This is a genomic window from Xanthomonas sp. LMC-A-07 (assembly GCF_030208825.1).
GTDB lineage: Bacteria > Pseudomonadota > Gammaproteobacteria > Xanthomonadales > Xanthomonadaceae > Xanthomonas > Xanthomonas campestris.
In genome coordinates this window covers 108,843-126,730 of sequence record NZ_JARVTF010000005.1, presented here as the reverse complement: position 1 = coordinate 126,730, position 17,888 = coordinate 108,843, and the positions used below count along the sequence as shown (strand labels likewise).

The window sequence follows — 17,888 nt, the reverse complement described above, 5'->3', positions numbered from 1 at the left end:
TCTGGCTCACACGTGGGGCGGGGAGGGCTTAGCGCGGACTGCGCAGCTTGAGCAGCTCGAGTTCGCAATGCAGCAGGAATTCGAATGCCTCCAGATGACGGCGTGCCTCGGCCATGTTGCGGCCCCAGGCATACAGGCCGTGTCCTTCGATGAGATACCCCCACATGCTCTGTTTGTCCAGCAAGGCCTCGACCTGCGCGGCCAGCACCTGCATGTCCTGGGTGTTGGCGAACACCGGCACGTCCACCGCGGTTTCGTGAGTGGTATTGCCTTCGAAGGCCTTGAGCAGTTCGTAGCCTTCCAGGCGGATCACGCCGCTGCCTGCATACAGGCGGGAAGCAATCGTCTGCACCGGCGAATGCGTGTGCAACACGCAGCCGATCTCCGGGAACCGGCGATACAACTGGGTGTGCAGCAGGGTTTCGGCAGAAGGGCGCAACGGGCGTCCCACGGGCTGGCCATCGAAGTCCACCACCATGATGTCTTCTTCGACCAGGCGGCCCTTGTCGCGTCCGGAGACGGTGATGGCCGCGTGCTGCTCGTCCAGGCGATGGGAAAAATTACTGCTGGTGGCGGGCGTCCAGCCGGCCTGGGCCAGCTCACGGATATTGCCGATCAGCAACTGCGCCAGCTCGTGCAAACGGGCGGCGCTATAGGGCAGGGGGGCAGTGGTCGCATTCATGCGCCTATTCTACTGCCCCACCGGATTACGGTCAGGTGCAGCGCAGCAGGGGATGTTCCTGCCACGCTTGGATTGCGAATGGCTGACGGAATGTAACGAGCGTGCGTCTTGCAGTGAGCGCAGTGGTTTTACCAGCCGGCTCTGGTTAGATGCAGTCAGAAGCCCGGGTCAATGCTGAGTCCGTCGAGGGCGCGGTGCCCTCACCGCTCGCGGGACACGCCGTGAACCCGTCCCTGGGGGCTCGGTGGCGGCATCCATGCCGCCACACGGTCCCGCAAGCGGCGAGGACACCGCACCAGACGGTTGGTCGGTGGCCGCGGGAAAAGCCGCTTATCGCAGGTGTGACGGACGTCGAACCAGCACCAGCATCAAAAAACGTGCATCACATAGGGCGCTTCGCTATGCACACCGACCATCTCGACCGATCCTTGTCCGCACAGCGCCGCGGGAAATGACGCGGCATGGATGCCGCGTAAGAGCCGACGGGGACGTCCCTCGCGGCGTGTCCTGCGATGGTGGGCGTGCAAGGGTCCTTGCAGCAAAGCCGCAGATCAGAGCGTTGCAGGCCGAACCACCAATCAGCCGCCCTGCAACGAAGGCTCAGATCGCCCGCTCCCCTAGGGGGCCCTCAGTCGTTTGCCAGTCTCTGCTAGCCCGCGCGCGTGCTCAGCGGCCGTCGCGCAGGCGGCTGTGGCGATAGCCGTAGCCGAAATAGACCACCAGCCCGACCAGGGTCCATAGCCCCATCAGCATCCAGTTGTGCAGCGTCATGGCCGACAGCAAGGCCAGGCAGCTGAGCACACCGGCGCTGCAGATCAGCCAAGCGGCCGGCATGCGGAACGGACGCGGCAGTTCCGGATGGGTGCGGCGCAGGATCAGCACGCCCGCGCACACGGCGGCGAAGGCGATCAGCGTGCCCATCGAGGTCAGCTCGCCCAGCACATCCAGCGGGAAGACGGCCGCAAGTATGGCGATGCCCACGCCAGTGATGACGGTATTGATGTGCGGCGTGCGGTACTTGGGATGGATGCGCGTGAACACCTCCGGCAGCAAGCCATCGCGCGCAATGATCATGAAGATGCGCGGCTGCCCGATGATCATCACCAGCACCACCGACGACAGGCCGATCAACGCGCCTACTTCCACCACCACGCGCAACCAGGCCAGCTGCGGATGCGCGGCCACCGCCGTCACCACCGGCTCATCGGTGCCCAGCTGGGTGAACGGCACCAGGCCGGTCATCACCGCAGCCATGGCGATGTAGAGCACGGTGCAGATCACCAGCGACAGCATCATGCCGATCGGCAGATCGCGTTGCGGCCGATGCGATTCCTGCGCCGCCACCGACACCGCCTCGAAGCCGATGTAGGCGAAGAACACCATCGCCGCGCCACGCAGCACACCTTCCATGCCGTACTTGCCCGGTGCTTCGTTGGCCGGGATGAAGGGATGCCAGTTGGCCGGGTCCACGTACTTCCAGCCCGCTGCAATGACCAGGATGATCAGCCCGGTCTTGAGAATCACCATCGCCATGTTCATCGCCGACGACTTACGGATGCCGACATAGCACAGCCAGGTCAGCAACAACACGATGCCGGCGGCGGGCAGGTTGGCGATCGCGCCGGTGCGCTGCAGCTTGCCGTCCAGCGGTGCGCTGACCAGGGCGGCCGGCAAATGGATGCCGAAGTGTTCCAGCAGACTGAGGAAATATCCGGTCCAGCTGACCGCCACCGCCGAGGCAGAGACGCCGTATTCCAGCACCAGCATCCAGCCGATGAACCAGGCCGCCAGCTCGCCGAAGGTGGCGTAGGTATAGGTGTAGGCGCTGCCGGAGACCGGCACCATCGCCGCGAATTCGGCGTAGGCCATGGCGCAGAACGCGCAGCAGATCGCCGCGAGGACGAACGACAGCACGATCGCCGGGCCGGCATGGTCGGCCGCGGCCTGGCCGGTGATCACGAAGATGCCGCCGCCGATCACCGCGCCGATGCCCAGGGCGGTCAGCCCCCAGGGACCGAGCGCGCGTTGCAGGCCCAGCCCGTCGGCCGCCTCATGGCTGGCGTGCGGGTGTTTGGTGGCCCAAAGTTGTTTGAACATGGAGCGGTTCCGGCTTGGCGCTGCGCGCGATCGTTGAACGAGAAGACCGGCGCGAACGCCGGTCTTGAGAGGGTCAGGCCTTGCGAGCCAGACGGCTATGGTGGATGCCATAGCCGAAATAGATGACCAGGCCGATCACGGTCCAGCCCACGAACACTTTCCAGTGTTCCTGGAAGGCCTGGAAGAACAGGAACAGGCAGGCCACTGCGCCCAGCGGGCAGATCACCATCGCCAGCGGTACGCGGAACGGACGCGGCAGGTCGGGCTTGGTGAAGCGCAGCACCATCACGCCGGCGCACACGGTGGCGAAGGCGAGCAGGGTACCCATCGAGACCAGTTCGCCCAGGACGTTCAACGGAATCACCCCGGCCAGCAGCGCGGCGACCACGCCGACGAACAGGGTGCCGACGTAGGGTGTGTGGAATTTCGGGTGCACCCTGCCGAACAGTTTCGGCATCAACCCGTCCTTGGCCATGGTGTAGAAGATGCGCGGCTGCGCCATCAGCATCACCAGCACCACCGAGGACAGGCCAGCGATCGCGCCGATCTCCACTGCAGTCTTGAGCCAGCTCAGTTGCGGGTGGGCTTCCAGCGCGGTGGCCACCGGCTTGGCGGTGCCGAGCTGGGTGTACGGCAACAATCCGGTCAACACCGCGCACACGATGATGTAGATGACGGTGCAGATCGCCAGCGACACCAGGATGCCGATCGGCATGTTTTTCTGCGGATCCTTGGTCTCGCCGGCGGAGGTCGAGACCGCGTCGAACCCGATGTAGGAAAAGAACACGATGGAGGCCGCGCGGAACACCCCGTCCCAGCCGAACTGCCCCGGCCCGGTGTTCTCCGGGATAAAGGGGTGCCAGTTCGCCGGATCGATGTAGGCGATGCCGAAGCCGACGAACAGGCAGATCACCACCACCTTGATCGCCACCACGATCGCGTTGGCGAACGCGGATTGGGTCACGCCCACGTAGCACAGCATGCTCACCGCGCCGACAATCAACACGGCCGGCAGGTTGACGATGTTGCCGGAGCTGACAAAGCCATGGCCGTCCCAGGCCAGGGGCGCGCCCGCCAGTTCTGCCGGGAACGGCAGCCCGAGCGTGCCGGTCAGGAAGCTGATGAGGTAGGCGGACCAACCGACCGCGACGCTGGAGCCGGCAAACAGGTACTCAAGCACCAGGCACCAGCCAATGAACCAGGCGACGCCTTCGCCGAGCGTGGCATATGAATACGAATAGGCGCTGCCGGAGACCGGCATCATTGCCGCGAACTCGGCGTAGCACAGACCGGCAAAGGCGCAGGCGATGCCGGCGAATACGAACGACAGCATCACTGCCGGCCCGGCGTGATTGGCCGCGGCTTGGCCGGTTAAAACAAAGATGCCGGCGCCGATCACCGCGCCGATGCCGAGCATGATCAGGTGCTTGGCTGTGAGGGTGCGCTTGAGGGTGGCTTCGCCTTGCAGGCTGCCTTCGAACGGTTCGCCGGCATCGACGTGGCCTGCGGGCTCGATCGGTTTGACCCGCAATAAAGACTTCAGCATTCGGTGACATCCCCAGTGGCAAAGCAAGGCGCAAGCGCCCGGATGAAAGTCATGCGCCCGGACCCCGGTGGGTTGGGCAAGCGACGTACCTTGCCAAAGCTACACGCTCGCGACAAGCACGTACGCAGCATGAATGGCGATAATGGCCGCCTGGCCCTGCGTGGAAACCGAGACGAGCGATGGTGGATTCGACCCTGCAACAGCAACTGGCCGCGTACCGCAGCCGCTGGCCCGACGAAGCCGCACTGGCCGAGCAGTTTGCGCAACTCCTGGACGATGCCACCGATCCGTTCGTGCGCGAGCGTGTCGAAGGTCACTTCACCGGCTCGGCGTGGGTGGTCAGTGCCGATGGCACCCGCACGTTGCTGACCCATCACCGCAAGCTGCAGCGCTGGCTCCAGCTGGGCGGCCACGCCGATGGCGACCGCGATCTGGCTCAGGTGGCACTGCGCGAAGCACAGGAGGAATCCGGCCTCACCGGGCTGACCCTGGCCGACGGCCGGCTGTTCGACCTGGATCGGCACTGGATCCCGGCCCGTGGCGAGGTGGCCGGCCACTGGCATTACGACGCCCGCTACGTGGTGGTCGCCGGCGCCGACGAGACCTTCCAGGTCAGCGAAGAATCGCTCGCTTTGGCGTGGCGCCCGATCGACGAGCTGCTGGCCGAGCCGGAGCTGGATCCGTCGCTGCGGCGCATGGCCGAGAAGTGGATGGCGCACGGCGGCAGCTGATGCGCCGGCGACGGGCGTTGCCGGGCCGGATTGCGCGGGCGCCGAGCGTCCGTTGGCTGGGCGGGCATGGCGGGATTGGGTACCCTTGGGCGCCCGTTGCCTGTCCATGCCCATGTCCCGCACCGCTGCTTCGTTCACTTACCGCCTGGCGTTCCGCCCGGTCGACGACCGGATGGACTCGGCCGAACTGGCGCGTACCGTGCAACGGGCGCTGCTGGCGTTGAGCGGGCCGCCGCATGGCGTGGCGATCGTCAGCCTGCAGCGCCCGCCGCGCGAGGATGGCGACGGCCTGTACATGGAGGCGGTCACCACCGGCCCGGAGCGGTGGTATTTGAAGGCCGACGACTATCTGTTGAGCGAGGGCTTGCGCGGCGAGTTGCAGCCCTGAGGGGCCGGGATTCGGGATTGGGGATTGGGGATTCGCCAGAGCGTACGTTGCGTGATCCGCTTTTTCGCGCTTGTTGGCATTCCGCGCATTCGCGTCTACGCCACCGCAATCGATCCAAGCCAGAGAGCGGTCAGAGAAAGGACGCGCCAGCGCCGCCGCTCTTCCCGATCCCAACTTCCGAATCCCTAATCCCCGTCAGTAGAGAACCCGCGTCCGCAAGGTGCCGGTGATCTGACCCAGCTCGTCCTTCAACACGCCCGCCAGCTCCTCGCTGGCGCTGACATCGATCACCACATAGCCCACCTTGGGGTCGGTGCGCAAAAACTGACCATCGATGTTGAGGTTGTGGCGCGAGAACAGTTCGTTGATCTGCGACAGCACGCCCGGCACGTTGCGGTGGATGTGCAGCAGCCGCAGGCTGTCGGGGTGCTCGGGCAGGGTGACTTCAGGGAAATTCACCGCCGACAAGGTGCTGCCGTTGTCGCTGTAGCGCACCAGCTTGGCGGCCACTTCCACGCCGATATTGTCCTGCGCTTCCAGCGTGCTGCCGCCCACGTGCGGGGTCAGAATGACGTTGTCGTGCGCAATCAGCGGCGATTCGAACGCATCGCCGTTGCCCTTGGGCTCGATCGGGAACACGTCCACGGCCGCGCCGCCGATCTGGCCGGAGGTGAGCGCCGCGTCCAGTGCATCGATGTCGATGACGGTGCCGCGCGAGGCATTGATCAGATGCGCGCCGGGCTTCATGCGGGCGATTTCTGCCGCGCCGATCATGTCCTTGGTGGACGGGGTCTCCGGCACGTGCAGGGTCACCACGTCCGAGCGTGCCAGCAGGTCGTCCAGGTCGATCGCCGCGCGCGCGTTGCCCAGCGACAGCTTGGTTTCGATGTCGTGGAAGATCACCTGCATGCCTAGCGATTCGGCCAGCACGCCAACCTGGGTGCCGATGTGCCCGTAGCCAACGATGCCCAACACTTTGCCGCGCGTTTCGTGGCTGCCGGCGGCCGACTTGGACCAGCCGCCGCGGTGGCATTGCGCATTTTTCTGCGGGATGCCGCGCAACAGCAGGATGGCCTCGGCGATCACCAGCTCGGCCACGCTGCGGGTGTTGGAGTAGGGCGCGTTGAACACCGGAATGCCGGCCAGTTCCGCCGCCTCCAGGTCGACCTGATTGGTGCCGATGCAGAAGCAGCCCACCGCGATCAGCCGCTTGGCGTGCGCCAGCACATCGGCGCTCAAATGGGTGCGCGAGCGAATGCCGACGATGTGCGCCTCGGCGATGCGCGCCTTGAGTTCGTCCTCGGGCAGGGACTTGGCGTGCAGCTCGATCTGCGAGTAACCGGCGGCGCGGAACACGTCCACGGCGCTCTGGCTGATGCCTTCCAGCAACAGGACGCGGATGTCCTGCTTGGGAAACGAGGTTTTCTTCGGCGACATGGTGGACGCACTGCAGCAATCGGGCCGGCCACTATGCCAGATGGGGTGGGCGATTTGGCACCCGCCGTGCCTGCGGTGTGACGCTGCAGCCCTTGTGCCGCAACGGTTTCAGCTGAATCCAACGCTGCGCGTACGCACGTCGCCGCAGCTGGACGGGGCCAGCGCAGGCTGGCACGCTGTGGGGTTCCTACCGCCGCGCTGCGTGCCATGACCGATCCCCGCATCCTCTCCTTGCAACAGGCCGTCCCCGCGCTGCGGTTGAAGACCGAACCGGCCGACCTGGAGCACTACGGCCGTGACTGGACGCGCCGCTGGACGCCCAATCCGCTGGCCATCGCGCTGCCGGGGTCGGTGGAAGAAGTGCAGGCGGTGGTGCGCTGGGCCAACACGCATGCGGTGGCGGTGGTGCCCTCGGGTGGGCGTACCGGTTTGTCTGGTGGCGCGGTCGCGGCCAATGGCGAGCTGGTGCTGAGCCTGGAGCGGTTGAACAAGCCGCTGGCCTTCGATGCGGTGGATCGCACGCTCACCGTGCAGGCCGGCATGCCGCTGGAAGCGGTGCACAACGCCGCGCGCGAGCACGGCTTGGTGTATCCGGTGGATTTTGCAGCCCGTGGTTCGTGCTCGATCGGCGGCAACATCGCCACCAATGCCGGCGGCATCCGCGTGATCCGCTACGGCAATACCCGCGAATGGGTGGCCGGGCTCAGCGTGGTCACCGGCACCGGCGAGCTGCTGCACCTCAACAATGCGCTGGTGAAAAATTCCAGCGGTTACGACTTCCGGCATCTGATGATCGGCTCGGAAGGCACGCTGGGCATCGTGGTCGAAGCAACGCTGCGGCTGACCGACCCGCCGCCGCCAAGCAACGTAATGCTGCTGGCGCTGCCGTCGTTCGATGTGTTGATGCAGGTGTTCGCGGCGTTTCGCGCGCAGCTGCGTCTGGAAGCGTTTGAATTTTTCACCGACCGCGCGCTGGAGCACGTGCTGGCGCACGGCGCGCAGGCGCCGTTTGCCGAGGTGCACCCGTACTACGTGGTGACCGAATTCGCCGCTGGCGATGAGGCGCAGGAAGCCGCGGCGATGGCGGCGTTCGAAGCCTGCATGGAGCAGGGCTGGGTGAGCGACGGGGTGATCAGCCAGAGCGATGCGCAGGCGGCGCAGCTGTGGCGCCTGCGCGAAGGCATCACCGAGGCGCTGGCGCGTTACACGCCCTACAAGAACGATGTGTCGGTGCGGATCTCGGCGATGCCTGCGTTCCTGGCCGAAACGCAGGCACTGCTGCACGATGCCTACCCGCATTTCGATGTGGTGTGGTTTGGCCATATCGGCGATGGCAACCTGCATATCAACGTGCTCAAGCCCGATGCCACCAGCCAGGCAGATTTCATCACTGCCTGCGAGCAGGTCACCAAGTTGCTGGCGCAGAGCCTGCAGCGTTTCGACGGCAGCATCTCGGCCGAGCACGGCATTGGCCTGGTCAAGAAACCGTACCTGTGGAGCACGCGTTCGGCGGCAGAAATCGCGCTAATGCGCGGCATCAAACAGGTGCTCGACCCCCATCTTTTGCTGAATCCAGGCAAGCTGTTCGACATGGACGAGGTGCCCAGCGCAACGCCTGCCGGGTAGTCTCTCTTCACCACCTCACATGGAATAGACACGCCGATGATGCGCTCCCTGGTGTTTTGTGCGTTGACCTTGCTGCCGCTGGCAGCCGCCGCATCCAGCCTTGCAGGAACCTCGGCCGGTGCGTCGTCGGCCGGTTCGTCCAACAGCAGCAGTTCCGGCGACGACAAAGTGGTTGCCGACGCACGCGAAGATGCGGCCGGTTTCGTGGCCAGCGATGGCGCCATCCGCGGCGCGCGGCTTGAAGCGGCATTGCTGCAATTGCGCAGTCGCAGCGATGCGGCGCGCGTGTCCAGCGACCTGGAACTGGCTCAGTCCATCCTGGCGCAGTGAATCGTCGTCGCCGGTGCGCATGGCTGTGGCTGGCCGCAGCGATCGCACCGGCGGCGCAGGCCCAATCCCAGCGTTCGCCCGCGCTGCAGGTGTCGGTGGTCGGGTCGGAGTTGACCCCTCCCGACCGCGCGGCCAGCCAGGCGCTGCTGCGGCAGGTTGAACAACGCCTGCCGGCGGGCTGGCTAGAGCGCGATGCGCCACCCATTCAATTGCAGTGGCGCCGCGATTTACCGGCGCAGGTGCATGGTCGTGCGATCGGCAATCGCATCCTGCTCGATCATGCGCTGTTGGATGCCTGGAGCATGCAGCCCGCCAGCGCACGCACTGACATCAGCGCCCCGGCCACGCGAGCGGCGATGGCGGCGTTGGTGCATGAATTGGCGCACGTGCGCGACCGTGGAGCGGGCAGTGCGTTGTCGCGCGACCCACGCCTGCGCGATCTTGCCGGTTGGCAGGTGCGTCCCTGGCGGGTCGGGCGCGGTGCAAACCGCTTCAGCGGCCGCAGTCCCGATGCCTACGAGCGGCATAGCCCGGCCGAATTTGTTGCGGTCAATCTCGAGCATTACGTGCTGGATGCGGACTACGCCTGCCGCCGTCCCGCGCTCGCGGCATGGTTCTCCGAGCGGCTAGGGCCGCCGCACGCTGCGGCAGCATGCGCGCCGACCTTGCCGTATCTGCAGGCCGACAACGATGCCGGTGCGATGTCGCTGCTGGCGTTGGATCCGGCGCGGGTCTATGCGGTGGACTATCTGCTTGCCGAAGGCAACGAGCAGCCGATGAGTCGCTGGGGCCACAGCATGTTGCGCCTGGTGATCTGCGCGCCCGGCCGTGCGCCAGGGCCGGCGTGCCGGTTGGATCTGCAGTATCACCGCGTGCTGTCGTTTCGTGCCTTCGTCGGCGATGTGCAGATCTCCGGCTGGCGCGGGCTGACCGGCTCGTATCCGTCGCGGCTGTTCGTGCTGCCGTTGAACCAGGTCATCGACGAGTACACCAAGGTGGAATTGCGTGCCCTGTCGTCGGTGCCGCTGACGTTGCGCCCGGATGAGATCGCCGCGTTGCTGACGCGCGCCGCGCAGGTGCACTGGAGCTACGACGGGCGCTATTACTTCATCAGCAACAACTGCGCGGTGGAAACCTACAAGTTGTTGCACGACGGCGTGCCGCGTCTTGCTGAAGCCGGCGTGTCATCGATCACCCCGCGCGGCGTGCGCCAGCGGCTGCAGCGCGCCGGCCTTGCCGATCTGCACGTGCTGGATGACCGCGCGCAGGCCACACGCCAGGGCTATTACTTCGAATCGGCGGCTGCGCATTACCAGGCCATGTTCGACGTGCTTCGGCGCGGCATTCCGGTACCGCAGATGAGTGTCGCGCAATGGCTGGATGCCGCGCCTGGCGCACGCGCGCAGTGGTTCGACCGCGGCGGCTTGCGCGAAGCCGCAGCTGCATTGTTGCTGGAGCAGGCCGCGTTACGGCGACAGGAGCTGATTGCGCGCGATGCGCTCAAGCGCCTGTTGCGGCCCGGCATCGCCGAGCGCGCAGCAGTGCAGGATCAACTGCAAAGCCTGTTCGCCCGGCAGGCGCGGCTCAGTCACCCGGCGGCGCTTCTCGATGGCCCCGGCTACGGATTGCCGCAGGCCGACGAGCAGCAACGTGTGCGCGCCCAGGTCGCGCAGGCCAGTAGCGGCCTGGCCGATGGCTGGAAGCAATTGCAGGCGTTGGGCCGACAGCAGTTGTCTGCCGAGCTGCGCGATGATCTGGAACAGAGTGAGGCGAACGTGGAAAGGCTGCGTGCACGATTGCGTGTGCTTGCACAGCCGGTGCAGGCAGTTGCGGCTGCTGGAGCAGTGACTGCCAAGTGAGCGGCGACGCTGGCGTTTGCGTCGGTTGATTGCCGCGTTGCATGCATTGCGGGTGCATCCAACACACCAACACGCCCGCGACTTGAAGGTCTTTAGGCAACTGCGAATGAGTTGACGCTGACAACAGCGCAGATGCCGCGTTGCGCTGCGTGCAAACTGACGCTGGGAAGGACGCGCTTTCCAGCACGTCTAGCGTGAGAAAGCGGCTCGTGATCGTCGAGAACGCAGCCAGCCGCTACATCTGCATGGCACGGCTCAGCTCGCGGGCTGCAAATCCGCTTGTTTTGCGTAGTTGCGCAGCCACTCGCTGATGCCGGCATCGTTGCGATAACGCTGCATCAATGCAGCCAGCCGGGCGGGTGCCGGCGTGCAGTACTGTTCTACGGCCGCTTCGATTTCGCGGCGGCGCGCGTCGTCGTACGGTTCTTCGCCGGCGAAGTGCTCGCAGGTGTCGTAGTCGTCCACCAGCTTGCGCACGTCATCCGGCATGCCGCACAGGCCAGCCGGATGTTGCAGCCATTCCTCCTCCACCACCGGGTCGGTGCAGGCGACTGCAGTGGGCGCGGGGGCGGCCGCCGCAGGGGCGGGCGCCGGTGCCGGCTCGGCGGTGCAGGCGGCCAGCGCCAGCAGCGCGAGCAGGCACAGGATGCTGCGCATGTCAGTCGGCGCGGCCGGCGAACTCGCCGGTGGTGGTGTTGACCAGCACGCGTTCGCCGTTGGTGATGTATTCCGGCACCATGATTTCCAGCCCGGTGTTGAGCTTGGCCGGCTTGGGGCGCTTGGTGGCAGTGCCGCCCTTGAGCTCTGGCGGGGTTTCGACCACTTCCAGCGTCACCGTCTGCGGCAGCTGCACGGCGACCGGCTGGTCGTCGATCACCTGCACGAAAATGCCGGTCAGGCCATCGGTGATGTAGCCGGCGTCGGTGCCGATCACCTCCGCGTCCAGCATGTAGGGGGTGTAGTCCTCGTCGTCCATGAACACAAAGGCCTCGCCGTCCTTATACGAATAGGTCGACTGGCGGCGCAGCAGTTCCACTTCCGGCAGGTTGTCGTCGGCATCGAAGCTGGCATCCAGCTTGGCGCCGCCCGGCACGCTGTACATGATGAAGCGGAACCGCACATTGCCGCCGCGGCCCTGCGGCGAGCTGCGTTCGATGTCGCGGATCTGGTAGATGCCGCCGTTGTATTCGACGACGTTGCCTTTCTTGATGTCGTTAGCTTTCATGGATTAAGTCGGAGATTGGGGAGTGGGGATTGGAGATTGGCAAGTGCGGGTGGGTGCAGATGGCAGTGCCTTTGCCAATCCCCAATCCCGGCTCACTAATCCCGTGATTACTTGGGCGCCAAGCGCACGCCGCCGTCCAGGCGAATGACTTCGCCGTTGAGATAGCGCGTGCGCAGGATGAAGGCGACGGTTTCGGCGTACTCGTCGGGTTGGCCCAGACGTGAGGGGAACGGGATCGAGGCGGCCAGCGATTGCTGCACGGCTTCGGGCATGCCATCCACCATCGGGGTCCAGAACACGCCGGGCGCAATGGTCATGACGCGGATGCCGAAGCGTGCCAGTTCGCGCGCCATCGGCAAGGTCATGCCGACCACGCCACCCTTGCTGGCAGCGTAGGCAGCCTGGCCGATCTGGCCCTCGTAGGCGGCTACCGAGGCGGTGTGGATGATCACCCCGCGCTCGCCATCCTCGCCGGCGGCGTTGTGCTGCATCACATCGGCCGCCGCCTTGGCGACATTGAAGCTGCCGACCAGATTGACCATGACGGTGGTGCGGAAGGTGGCCAGCGGCATCGCAGCCTCCTTGCCCAGCACGCGGCCGGCGCCGAGGATGCCGGCGCAGTTCACGGCCAGGTTGAGCCCGCCCAGTGCCTGCGCCGCTTGCGCGACATTGGCGGCGACCTGCGCCTCATCGGTCACGTCGGTGGCGAAATAGTGCGCCTTGCCCGCGCCCAGCAAGGCCAGCGCCGCGTCGGCCTTGTCGGCGTTGACGTCGAACAGCGCGACCTTGCCGCCGTCGGCGACGATGCGCTGCGCCACGGCCAGGCCTAGGCCGGAAACGCCGCCGGTGACGATGGCAAGGACAGAAGAAGACTGCATGCGCGTGGGTTCCTTGAAAGCGGTGATGCCGGCCGGCGATCGGTCGGCGATTCTAGCCGAAGCGCTGATCGCATCGCTGCGCGGCGCAACGCAACGCGGGTGGGGTGATCAAAACGGCGGGCCGGCAGTGGCGGTGATCAGGCGGCCGCTGCCAGTGCCTTGCCGACCTTGCTGCCGGTTTCCCTGCCCAGCAGCTGCGCCAGCCAGCGCCCGGTGCGGGCAAGGGCAGGCAGGTCGATGCCGGTGGGCATGCCCAGGCCATGCAGCAGATAGACCACATCCTCGCTGGCGACATTGCCGCTGGCACCCTTCGCATACGGGCAGCCACCGGCGCCGGACACGGCCGCATCCACCACGCGCACGCCTTGCTCCAGGCAGGCGGCAATATTGGCCAGCGCCTGGCCGTAGGTGTCGTGGAAGTGCACGGCCAGGGCCTGCATCGGGATGCTGCCGGCTACCGCGGCCAGCATCTGTCGTGCCTTGGCCGGGGTGCCGACGCCGATGGTGTCGCCCAGCGAAATCTCGTAGCAGCCCAGGCGGTACAGCCGCTCGGCCACATCCACCACATCGCCTACCGCTACGTCGCCCTGGTAGGGGCAGCCGAGCACCGTGGACACGTAGCCGCGCACGCGCACGCCGTCCTGCGCGGCCTGCGCCAGGATCGGCCGGAAGCGCTCGATCGACTCGTCAATGCCGGCATTGGTATTGGTACGGTTGAAGGTTTCGGAGGCCGCGGTGAACACCGCCACTTCCTGCGCGCCGGCCGCGTGCGCACGTGCATAGCCCTGCAGGTTCGGCACCAACACCGGGTAGGCGATGCCGGGCTGGCCGGTGATCCCCGCAAACACCTCGGCCGCGTCGGCCAGCTGCGGCACCCAGCGCGGGCTGACGAAGCTGGTCGCCTCGATCGTGCGCAACCCGGTGGCCGAGAGCTGGTTGATCAAGGCGATCTTGTCGGCGGTGGCAATCGGGTTGGCTTCGTTCTGCAGGCCGTCGCGCGGGCCCACTTCGACAATGCGTACGAAGTCACTCATGGGCGGCTCCGGGCCGTGGAGCGCCGTTGCTGCTGCCCGGTGCACGGCATGGGGTCGGCTCGATACCAGGACAGCCTCATGCGCTTTCCTCGCTCGCCCACGCCGGCGGGCGCTTGTCGAGGAAGGCGCCCAGGCCTTCCTGGCCTTCCGGCGAGACCCGCAGGCGGGCGATCAACGCGGCGTTGGCCGCGTCGATGGCATCGCGTTCGCAATAGGGCAGCATGCTGCGCACCAGCGCCTTGGCGCTGCTGGCGGCCTGCGGTGCGGCGGAGAGCAGCAGGCGGATCTGGCGTTGCACCGCAATGTCGAGCTGGTCGGCGGCCACCAATTGATGCAGCAGCCCGAGCGACTGCGCCATGCCGGCATCGAAGATTTCCGCGGTGGCAAACCAGCGCCGCGCCTGGCGCGCGCCGATCGCGGCGATCACGTAGGGCGAAATCACCGCCGGCAGCAGGCCGAGGCGGCTTTCGGTCAGACCAAAGCGCGCCTCTGTGCAGCCGATGGCGATATCGCAACACGCCACCAGGCCGACGCCGCCGCCAAACGCGGCGCCATTGACGCGCGCAATCGTGGGCTTGGGCAATTCGTCCAGCGTGCGCATCAGCCGCGCCAGCGCCAGTGCATCGGCCGCATTGTCGGCCTCGCTGGCGCTGACCATGCTGCGCATCCAGTGCAGGTCGGCGCCGGCGGAAAACGCCGCGCCGGCACCGGTGACCACCACCACCCGCACCTGCGCATCGGTACCGGCCTGCTGCAGGGCGGCGGTGAGGGCGGCAATCAGGGTCGCGTCGAACGCGTTGTGCACCGCGGGGCGATTGAGCCGCAGCGTACGGACCGCTCCCTGGTCCTCGACGATCAAGCCGGTTTCCTGCATTGCGCATGCGTCCATGAATGGGATGCGAACCATGATAGCCGGCCCACCCGCCGGAGCCATGATGCGGTGCGTCGATGCTAGAATTGAGAACCATTCCTAACAATCAGGCCGTCTTTGTGACGTTGTCGGATATGCCATTGCATCGCGTCGCCACCGTGGAATCCGTGCAGGACCGTCAGCCCAACGACACCATCGCCCGGCGTCTGCGCGAACTGGGCTTCGTGGCGGGGGAAGAGGTAACGGTGCTGGCGATGGGCCCGGTCGGCCGCGAGCCGTTGCTGGTGCAGGTTGGCTATACGCGTTTTGCACTGCGCCGCAGCGAGGCGGCCCGCGTGCAGGTGCGCGACGACGGAGTGGCGGCATGAGCGCGATCGGCCTGCCGATGCGGCTGGCGTTGGTGGGCAACCCCAACAGTGGCAAGACCGCCTTGTTCAACCAGCTGACCGGCAGCCGGCAGAAGGTGGCCAATTACACCGGCGTCACCGTCGAGCGCAAGGAAGGCCATTTCCGCGCGCCTTCCGGGCGCGAGTTCGCGGTGCTGGACCTGCCAGGCGCCTACAGCCTGCAGCCGGCCAGTCTGGACGAAGCGATTACCCGCGATCTGTGCCGCGGTTTTTACCCCGGCGAGCCGGCGCCGGATGTGCTGGTCTATGTGATGGACGCGACCAACCTGCGCCTGCACTTGCGCTTTGCGCTGGAGCTGCGTGAGCTGGGCCGCCCGATGATCGTGGCGCTGAACATGATGGATGCCGCCCAGCGGCGCGGCATCGTCATCGACCTGCCGTCACTGGAGCAGGCGCTCGGCGTGCCGGTGGTCGAGACGGTCGCGGTGCGACGCGGCGGCGCCAAGGCGCTGGTCGAGCGCATCGATGCGCAGGCTGCGCACCTGGCGGCACCGAGCGCCACGCCGCCGGCCGATGGCAACTATCACGCCCAGGTGCGGCAGATCCTGAGCGCGGCGGTGACCATGCCCACGCGCACCTCGCGCGTGGACGATGCGCTGGACCGCTGGCTGCTGCACCCGGTGTGGGGGCTGGTGACGCTGGCGGTGGTGATGTTCCTGATCTTCCAGGCGGTGTATGCCTGGGCCACCCCGGTGATGGACCTGATCGACGGCGGCACCGCGATGCTGGGCGAGTGGGTTAGCACCCACATGGCCGAAGGCCCGCTCAACAGCCTGCTCAAGGACGGCATCATCGCTGGCCTGGGTGGGGTGATCGTCTTCCTGCCGCAGATCCTGATCCTGTTCGCCTTCATCCTGGCGCTGGAAGAATCCGGCTATCTGCCGCGCGCGGCGTTCCTGCTCGATCGCATGATGGCCTCGGCGGGCCTGTCTGGGCGCTCGTTCATCCCGCTGCTGTCGAGCTTTGCCTGCGCGGTGCCCGGCATCATGTCCACCCGCAGCATCCAGGATCCGCGCGACCGCCTGGCCACCATCATGGTCGCGCCACTGATGACCTGCTCGGCGCGCCTGCCGGTGTACGCCTTGCTGATCGGTGCCTTCATCCCGCAGAAGACCGTGTGGGGCATCTTCAATCAACAAGGGCTGATCCTGTTCGCGCTGTATGCCGCGGCGATCGTCAGCGCGTTGCTGGTGTCGTGGACGATGAAGAAGTGGCGCCGCGACAAGAGCGAGCATCCGTTGATGCTGGAGCTGCCGTCCTACCGCGTGCCGCAGTTGCGCGATCTGGCGCTGGGCCTGTGGGAGCGCGCGGTGATCTTCCTCAAGCGCGTGGGCGGCATCATCCTGGCGCTGACCATTCTGCTGTGGTTCCTGCTGTCGTTCCCGGCCGCACCAGCCAATGCCACGTTGCCCGCAATCGACTACAGCTTCGCCGGCCGGATCGGCCATGCGATGGCGGTGTTCTTCGCGCCGCTGGGCTTCAACTGGCAGATCTGCATTGCGCTGATTCCCGGCCTGGCGGCGCGCGAGGTGGCGGTGGCGTCGCTGGCCACGGTCTATGCGCTGTCCGCGGCCGATGACGATGCCGCAGCGCAGGCTTTGTCGCCGTTGATCAGCGACGGCTGGTCGCTGGCCACCGCGTTGTCGTTGCTGGTCTGGTACATCTACGCACCGATGTGCATCTCCACGCTGGCCACCATCAAGCGCGAAACCAACTCCTGGAAACAGATGACCATCAGCGCGGTGTACCTGTTCGCGCTGGCCTATCTGGCCTCGCTGGTGACTTACCAGCTTGCCGTGTTGTTCGGAGCCGGCTGAGATGTCGCTGACCCTGCAATACGTGATCATCGCGCTCGCCGTGCTGGTGAGCGCATGGGTGGTGATGAAAAAACAATTCCCCGGCACGCTGCGGCGTCTGCGCGGCACGCTTGCGCTCGCCTTGGTGCGCGACAGCCGCCCCGCGTGGATGCAGGCAATGGGGCGCCGCATCGCACCGCCCGCCGGGCAGGGCGCGGCCGCCTGCGGTGGTTGCGACAGTTGCGGGCCGAAGACGCCGCGCAGCCACTGACGGCCGGCAGCGCCTTCGCTACACTTGCGCGGCCGCAGGACGCGGCAGTTCAGGGGAAAGGCGATGCGTGTGTTGGTGTTGCTGGCCGTATTGGCAGCGATTGCGGGGATTTATAATTACGGTGGCAATGCGCTGGACGAGCAGCAGGTGCGCGATCTGTATGCCGCGCACGACAAGGCGATGCTGGCCCAGGATGGCGAGGCCTTGTGCGCCATGACCGCGCCAGACTTCGAGATGGTGGTGCTGTACCGCATGGATTCGCACCAGCAGCGCCGCACCACCACGCGCGAAAAATACTGCAAGGCCAATGGCGAGTGGGCGCAGGCGCTGCGCCAGGTGCATCCGTCGGTCAACCTGGAAGACGTGATGGACTACAAGCACTCCATCACCAAGATCGAGATTGCACCGGACGAAGCCTCGGCCATGGTCGAGACCCGCGCCACGATCGGATTGCCCGGGATGCGCATGACCTTGCGCAGCCGCGACAAGGTGATTCGCAAGCGCTGGAAGACCCTGGTGGAACGCAGCGAAGGCACCGCCTGGGTCGGGCCGGCGTACGACTGATGGCGGTGCGCGCGCCGCCTTCGGTGCGCGGGAGCACTGGCGCTTTCAGCATCGTGCGGCATCGTGCGGCAGCGAGCGCGCCAGGCATCGCTGCCATGCGTTGCCGGATGCACGCATGGCAGCGCAATCACGCGGTAAACAATCGT

Annotated in this window: 18 protein-coding genes; 9 read left to right on the top strand and 9 right to left on the bottom strand. The window is 66.3% G+C overall.

Features of this window, described 5'->3' with window-relative positions; translation table 11 throughout:
- Positions 1-28: 28 nt before the first annotated feature.
- From QRM89_RS03475 to QRM89_RS03465, 3 genes are all read right to left on the bottom strand, one after another.
- Positions 29-682 (bottom strand): methylthioribulose 1-phosphate dehydratase, encoded by a 654-nt coding sequence (locus QRM89_RS03475; RefSeq protein WP_011036990.1) that lies wholly within the window; start codon positions 680-682, stop codon positions 29-31.
- A 666-nt stretch (positions 683-1,348) separates the two neighbouring features.
- On the bottom strand, positions 1,349-2,779 hold the full coding sequence (locus QRM89_RS03470; protein WP_014507584.1) for an amino acid permease: 1,431 nt from the start codon (positions 2,777-2,779) through the stop codon (positions 1,349-1,351).
- Positions 2,780-2,852: 73 nt separating this feature from the next.
- A complete protein-coding gene (locus QRM89_RS03465; protein WP_076056998.1) occupies positions 2,853-4,325 on the bottom strand; it encodes an amino acid permease in 1,473 nt (490 codons plus the stop codon).
- Positions 4,326-4,504: 179 nt separating this feature from the next.
- Here QRM89_RS03465 and QRM89_RS03460 point away from each other — a divergent pair, with 179 nt between their 5' ends.
- Together QRM89_RS03460 and QRM89_RS03455 are read left to right on the top strand one after the other, a co-directional pair.
- A complete protein-coding gene (locus tag QRM89_RS03460; protein ID WP_285447297.1) occupies positions 4,505-5,056 on the top strand; it encodes an NUDIX hydrolase in 552 nt (183 codons plus the stop codon).
- Positions 5,057-5,162: 106 nt separating this feature from the next.
- Positions 5,163-5,444, top strand: coding sequence for a hypothetical protein (locus QRM89_RS03455; RefSeq protein ID WP_011036994.1), 282 nt, complete (start codon positions 5,163-5,165; stop codon positions 5,442-5,444).
- Between the two features lie 195 nt (positions 5,445-5,639).
- Here the strand turns inward: QRM89_RS03455 and serA are convergent, their stop codons facing one another.
- Positions 5,640-6,881, bottom strand: coding sequence for a phosphoglycerate dehydrogenase (serA, locus tag QRM89_RS03450; RefSeq protein ID WP_285447296.1), 1,242 nt, complete (start codon positions 6,879-6,881; stop codon positions 5,640-5,642).
- 207 nt (positions 6,882-7,088) lie between these two features.
- Here serA and QRM89_RS03445 point away from each other — a divergent pair, with 207 nt between their 5' ends.
- The 3 genes from QRM89_RS03445 to QRM89_RS03435 are packed head-to-tail and all read left to right on the top strand — an operon-like array spanning position 7,089 to position 10,696.
- Entirely contained in the window at positions 7,089-8,507 is a 1,419-nt protein-coding gene (locus tag QRM89_RS03445) for an FAD-binding oxidoreductase (protein WP_285447295.1), read from the top strand.
- Between the two features lie 36 nt (positions 8,508-8,543).
- Positions 8,544-8,837: a DUF2388 domain-containing protein gene (locus QRM89_RS03440; RefSeq protein ID WP_011036997.1), complete on the top strand. Its 294-nt coding sequence runs from the start codon at positions 8,544-8,546 to the stop codon at positions 8,835-8,837.
- Positions 8,834-10,696, top strand: coding sequence for a DUF4105 domain-containing protein (locus QRM89_RS03435; RefSeq protein WP_285447294.1), 1,863 nt, complete (start codon positions 8,834-8,836; stop codon positions 10,694-10,696). Before QRM89_RS03440 ends, QRM89_RS03435 begins: the two co-directional genes overlap by 4 nt.
- 255 nt (positions 10,697-10,951) lie before the next feature.
- Here QRM89_RS03435 and QRM89_RS03430 read toward each other — a convergent pair whose 3' ends face one another.
- From QRM89_RS03430 to QRM89_RS03410, 5 genes are all read right to left on the bottom strand, one after another.
- Complete coding sequence (locus QRM89_RS03430; RefSeq protein WP_285447293.1) at positions 10,952-11,353, bottom strand: hypothetical protein; 402 nt, start codon at positions 11,351-11,353, stop codon at positions 10,952-10,954.
- A 1-nt stretch (position 11,354) separates the two neighbouring features.
- A complete protein-coding gene (yeiP, locus tag QRM89_RS03425) occupies positions 11,355-11,921 on the bottom strand; it encodes an elongation factor P-like protein YeiP (protein ID WP_011037000.1) in 567 nt (188 codons plus the stop codon).
- 107 nt (positions 11,922-12,028) lie between these two features.
- The gene (locus tag QRM89_RS03420; protein WP_285447292.1) at positions 12,029-12,799 is read right to left on the bottom strand and encodes an SDR family NAD(P)-dependent oxidoreductase; all 771 of its coding nucleotides are present in this window, start codon (positions 12,797-12,799) and stop codon (positions 12,029-12,031) included.
- A 137-nt stretch (positions 12,800-12,936) separates the two neighbouring features.
- Positions 12,937-13,833: a hydroxymethylglutaryl-CoA lyase gene (locus QRM89_RS03415; protein ID WP_285447291.1), complete on the bottom strand. Its 897-nt coding sequence runs from the start codon at positions 13,831-13,833 to the stop codon at positions 12,937-12,939.
- Between the two features lie 76 nt (positions 13,834-13,909).
- On the bottom strand, positions 13,910-14,707 hold the full coding sequence (locus QRM89_RS03410) for an enoyl-CoA hydratase-related protein (RefSeq protein ID WP_076036860.1): 798 nt from the start codon (positions 14,705-14,707) through the stop codon (positions 13,910-13,912).
- 116 nt (positions 14,708-14,823) lie between these two features.
- On the opposite strand from QRM89_RS03410, the gene QRM89_RS03405 reads away from it, so the two are divergent.
- The 4 genes from QRM89_RS03405 to QRM89_RS03390 all read left to right on the top strand — a co-directional run bounded on the left by QRM89_RS03405 (position 14,824) and on the right by QRM89_RS03390 (position 17,742).
- Complete coding sequence (locus QRM89_RS03405) at positions 14,824-15,072, top strand: FeoA family protein (protein WP_011037004.1); 249 nt, start codon at positions 14,824-14,826, stop codon at positions 15,070-15,072.
- Positions 15,069-16,928, top strand: a complete 1,860-nt coding sequence (locus QRM89_RS03400; RefSeq protein ID WP_285447290.1) for a ferrous iron transporter B — start codon at positions 15,069-15,071, stop codon at positions 16,926-16,928. Before QRM89_RS03405 ends, QRM89_RS03400 begins: the two co-directional genes overlap by 4 nt.
- A 1-nt stretch (position 16,929) precedes the next feature.
- Positions 16,930-17,178: a DUF6587 family protein gene (locus QRM89_RS03395; protein ID WP_115540207.1), complete on the top strand. Its 249-nt coding sequence runs from the start codon at positions 16,930-16,932 to the stop codon at positions 17,176-17,178.
- A 63-nt stretch (positions 17,179-17,241) separates the two neighbouring features.
- A complete protein-coding gene (locus QRM89_RS03390) occupies positions 17,242-17,742 on the top strand; it encodes a nuclear transport factor 2 family protein (protein WP_042598979.1) in 501 nt (166 codons plus the stop codon).
- The last annotated feature ends 146 nt before the right edge of the window (positions 17,743-17,888 follow it).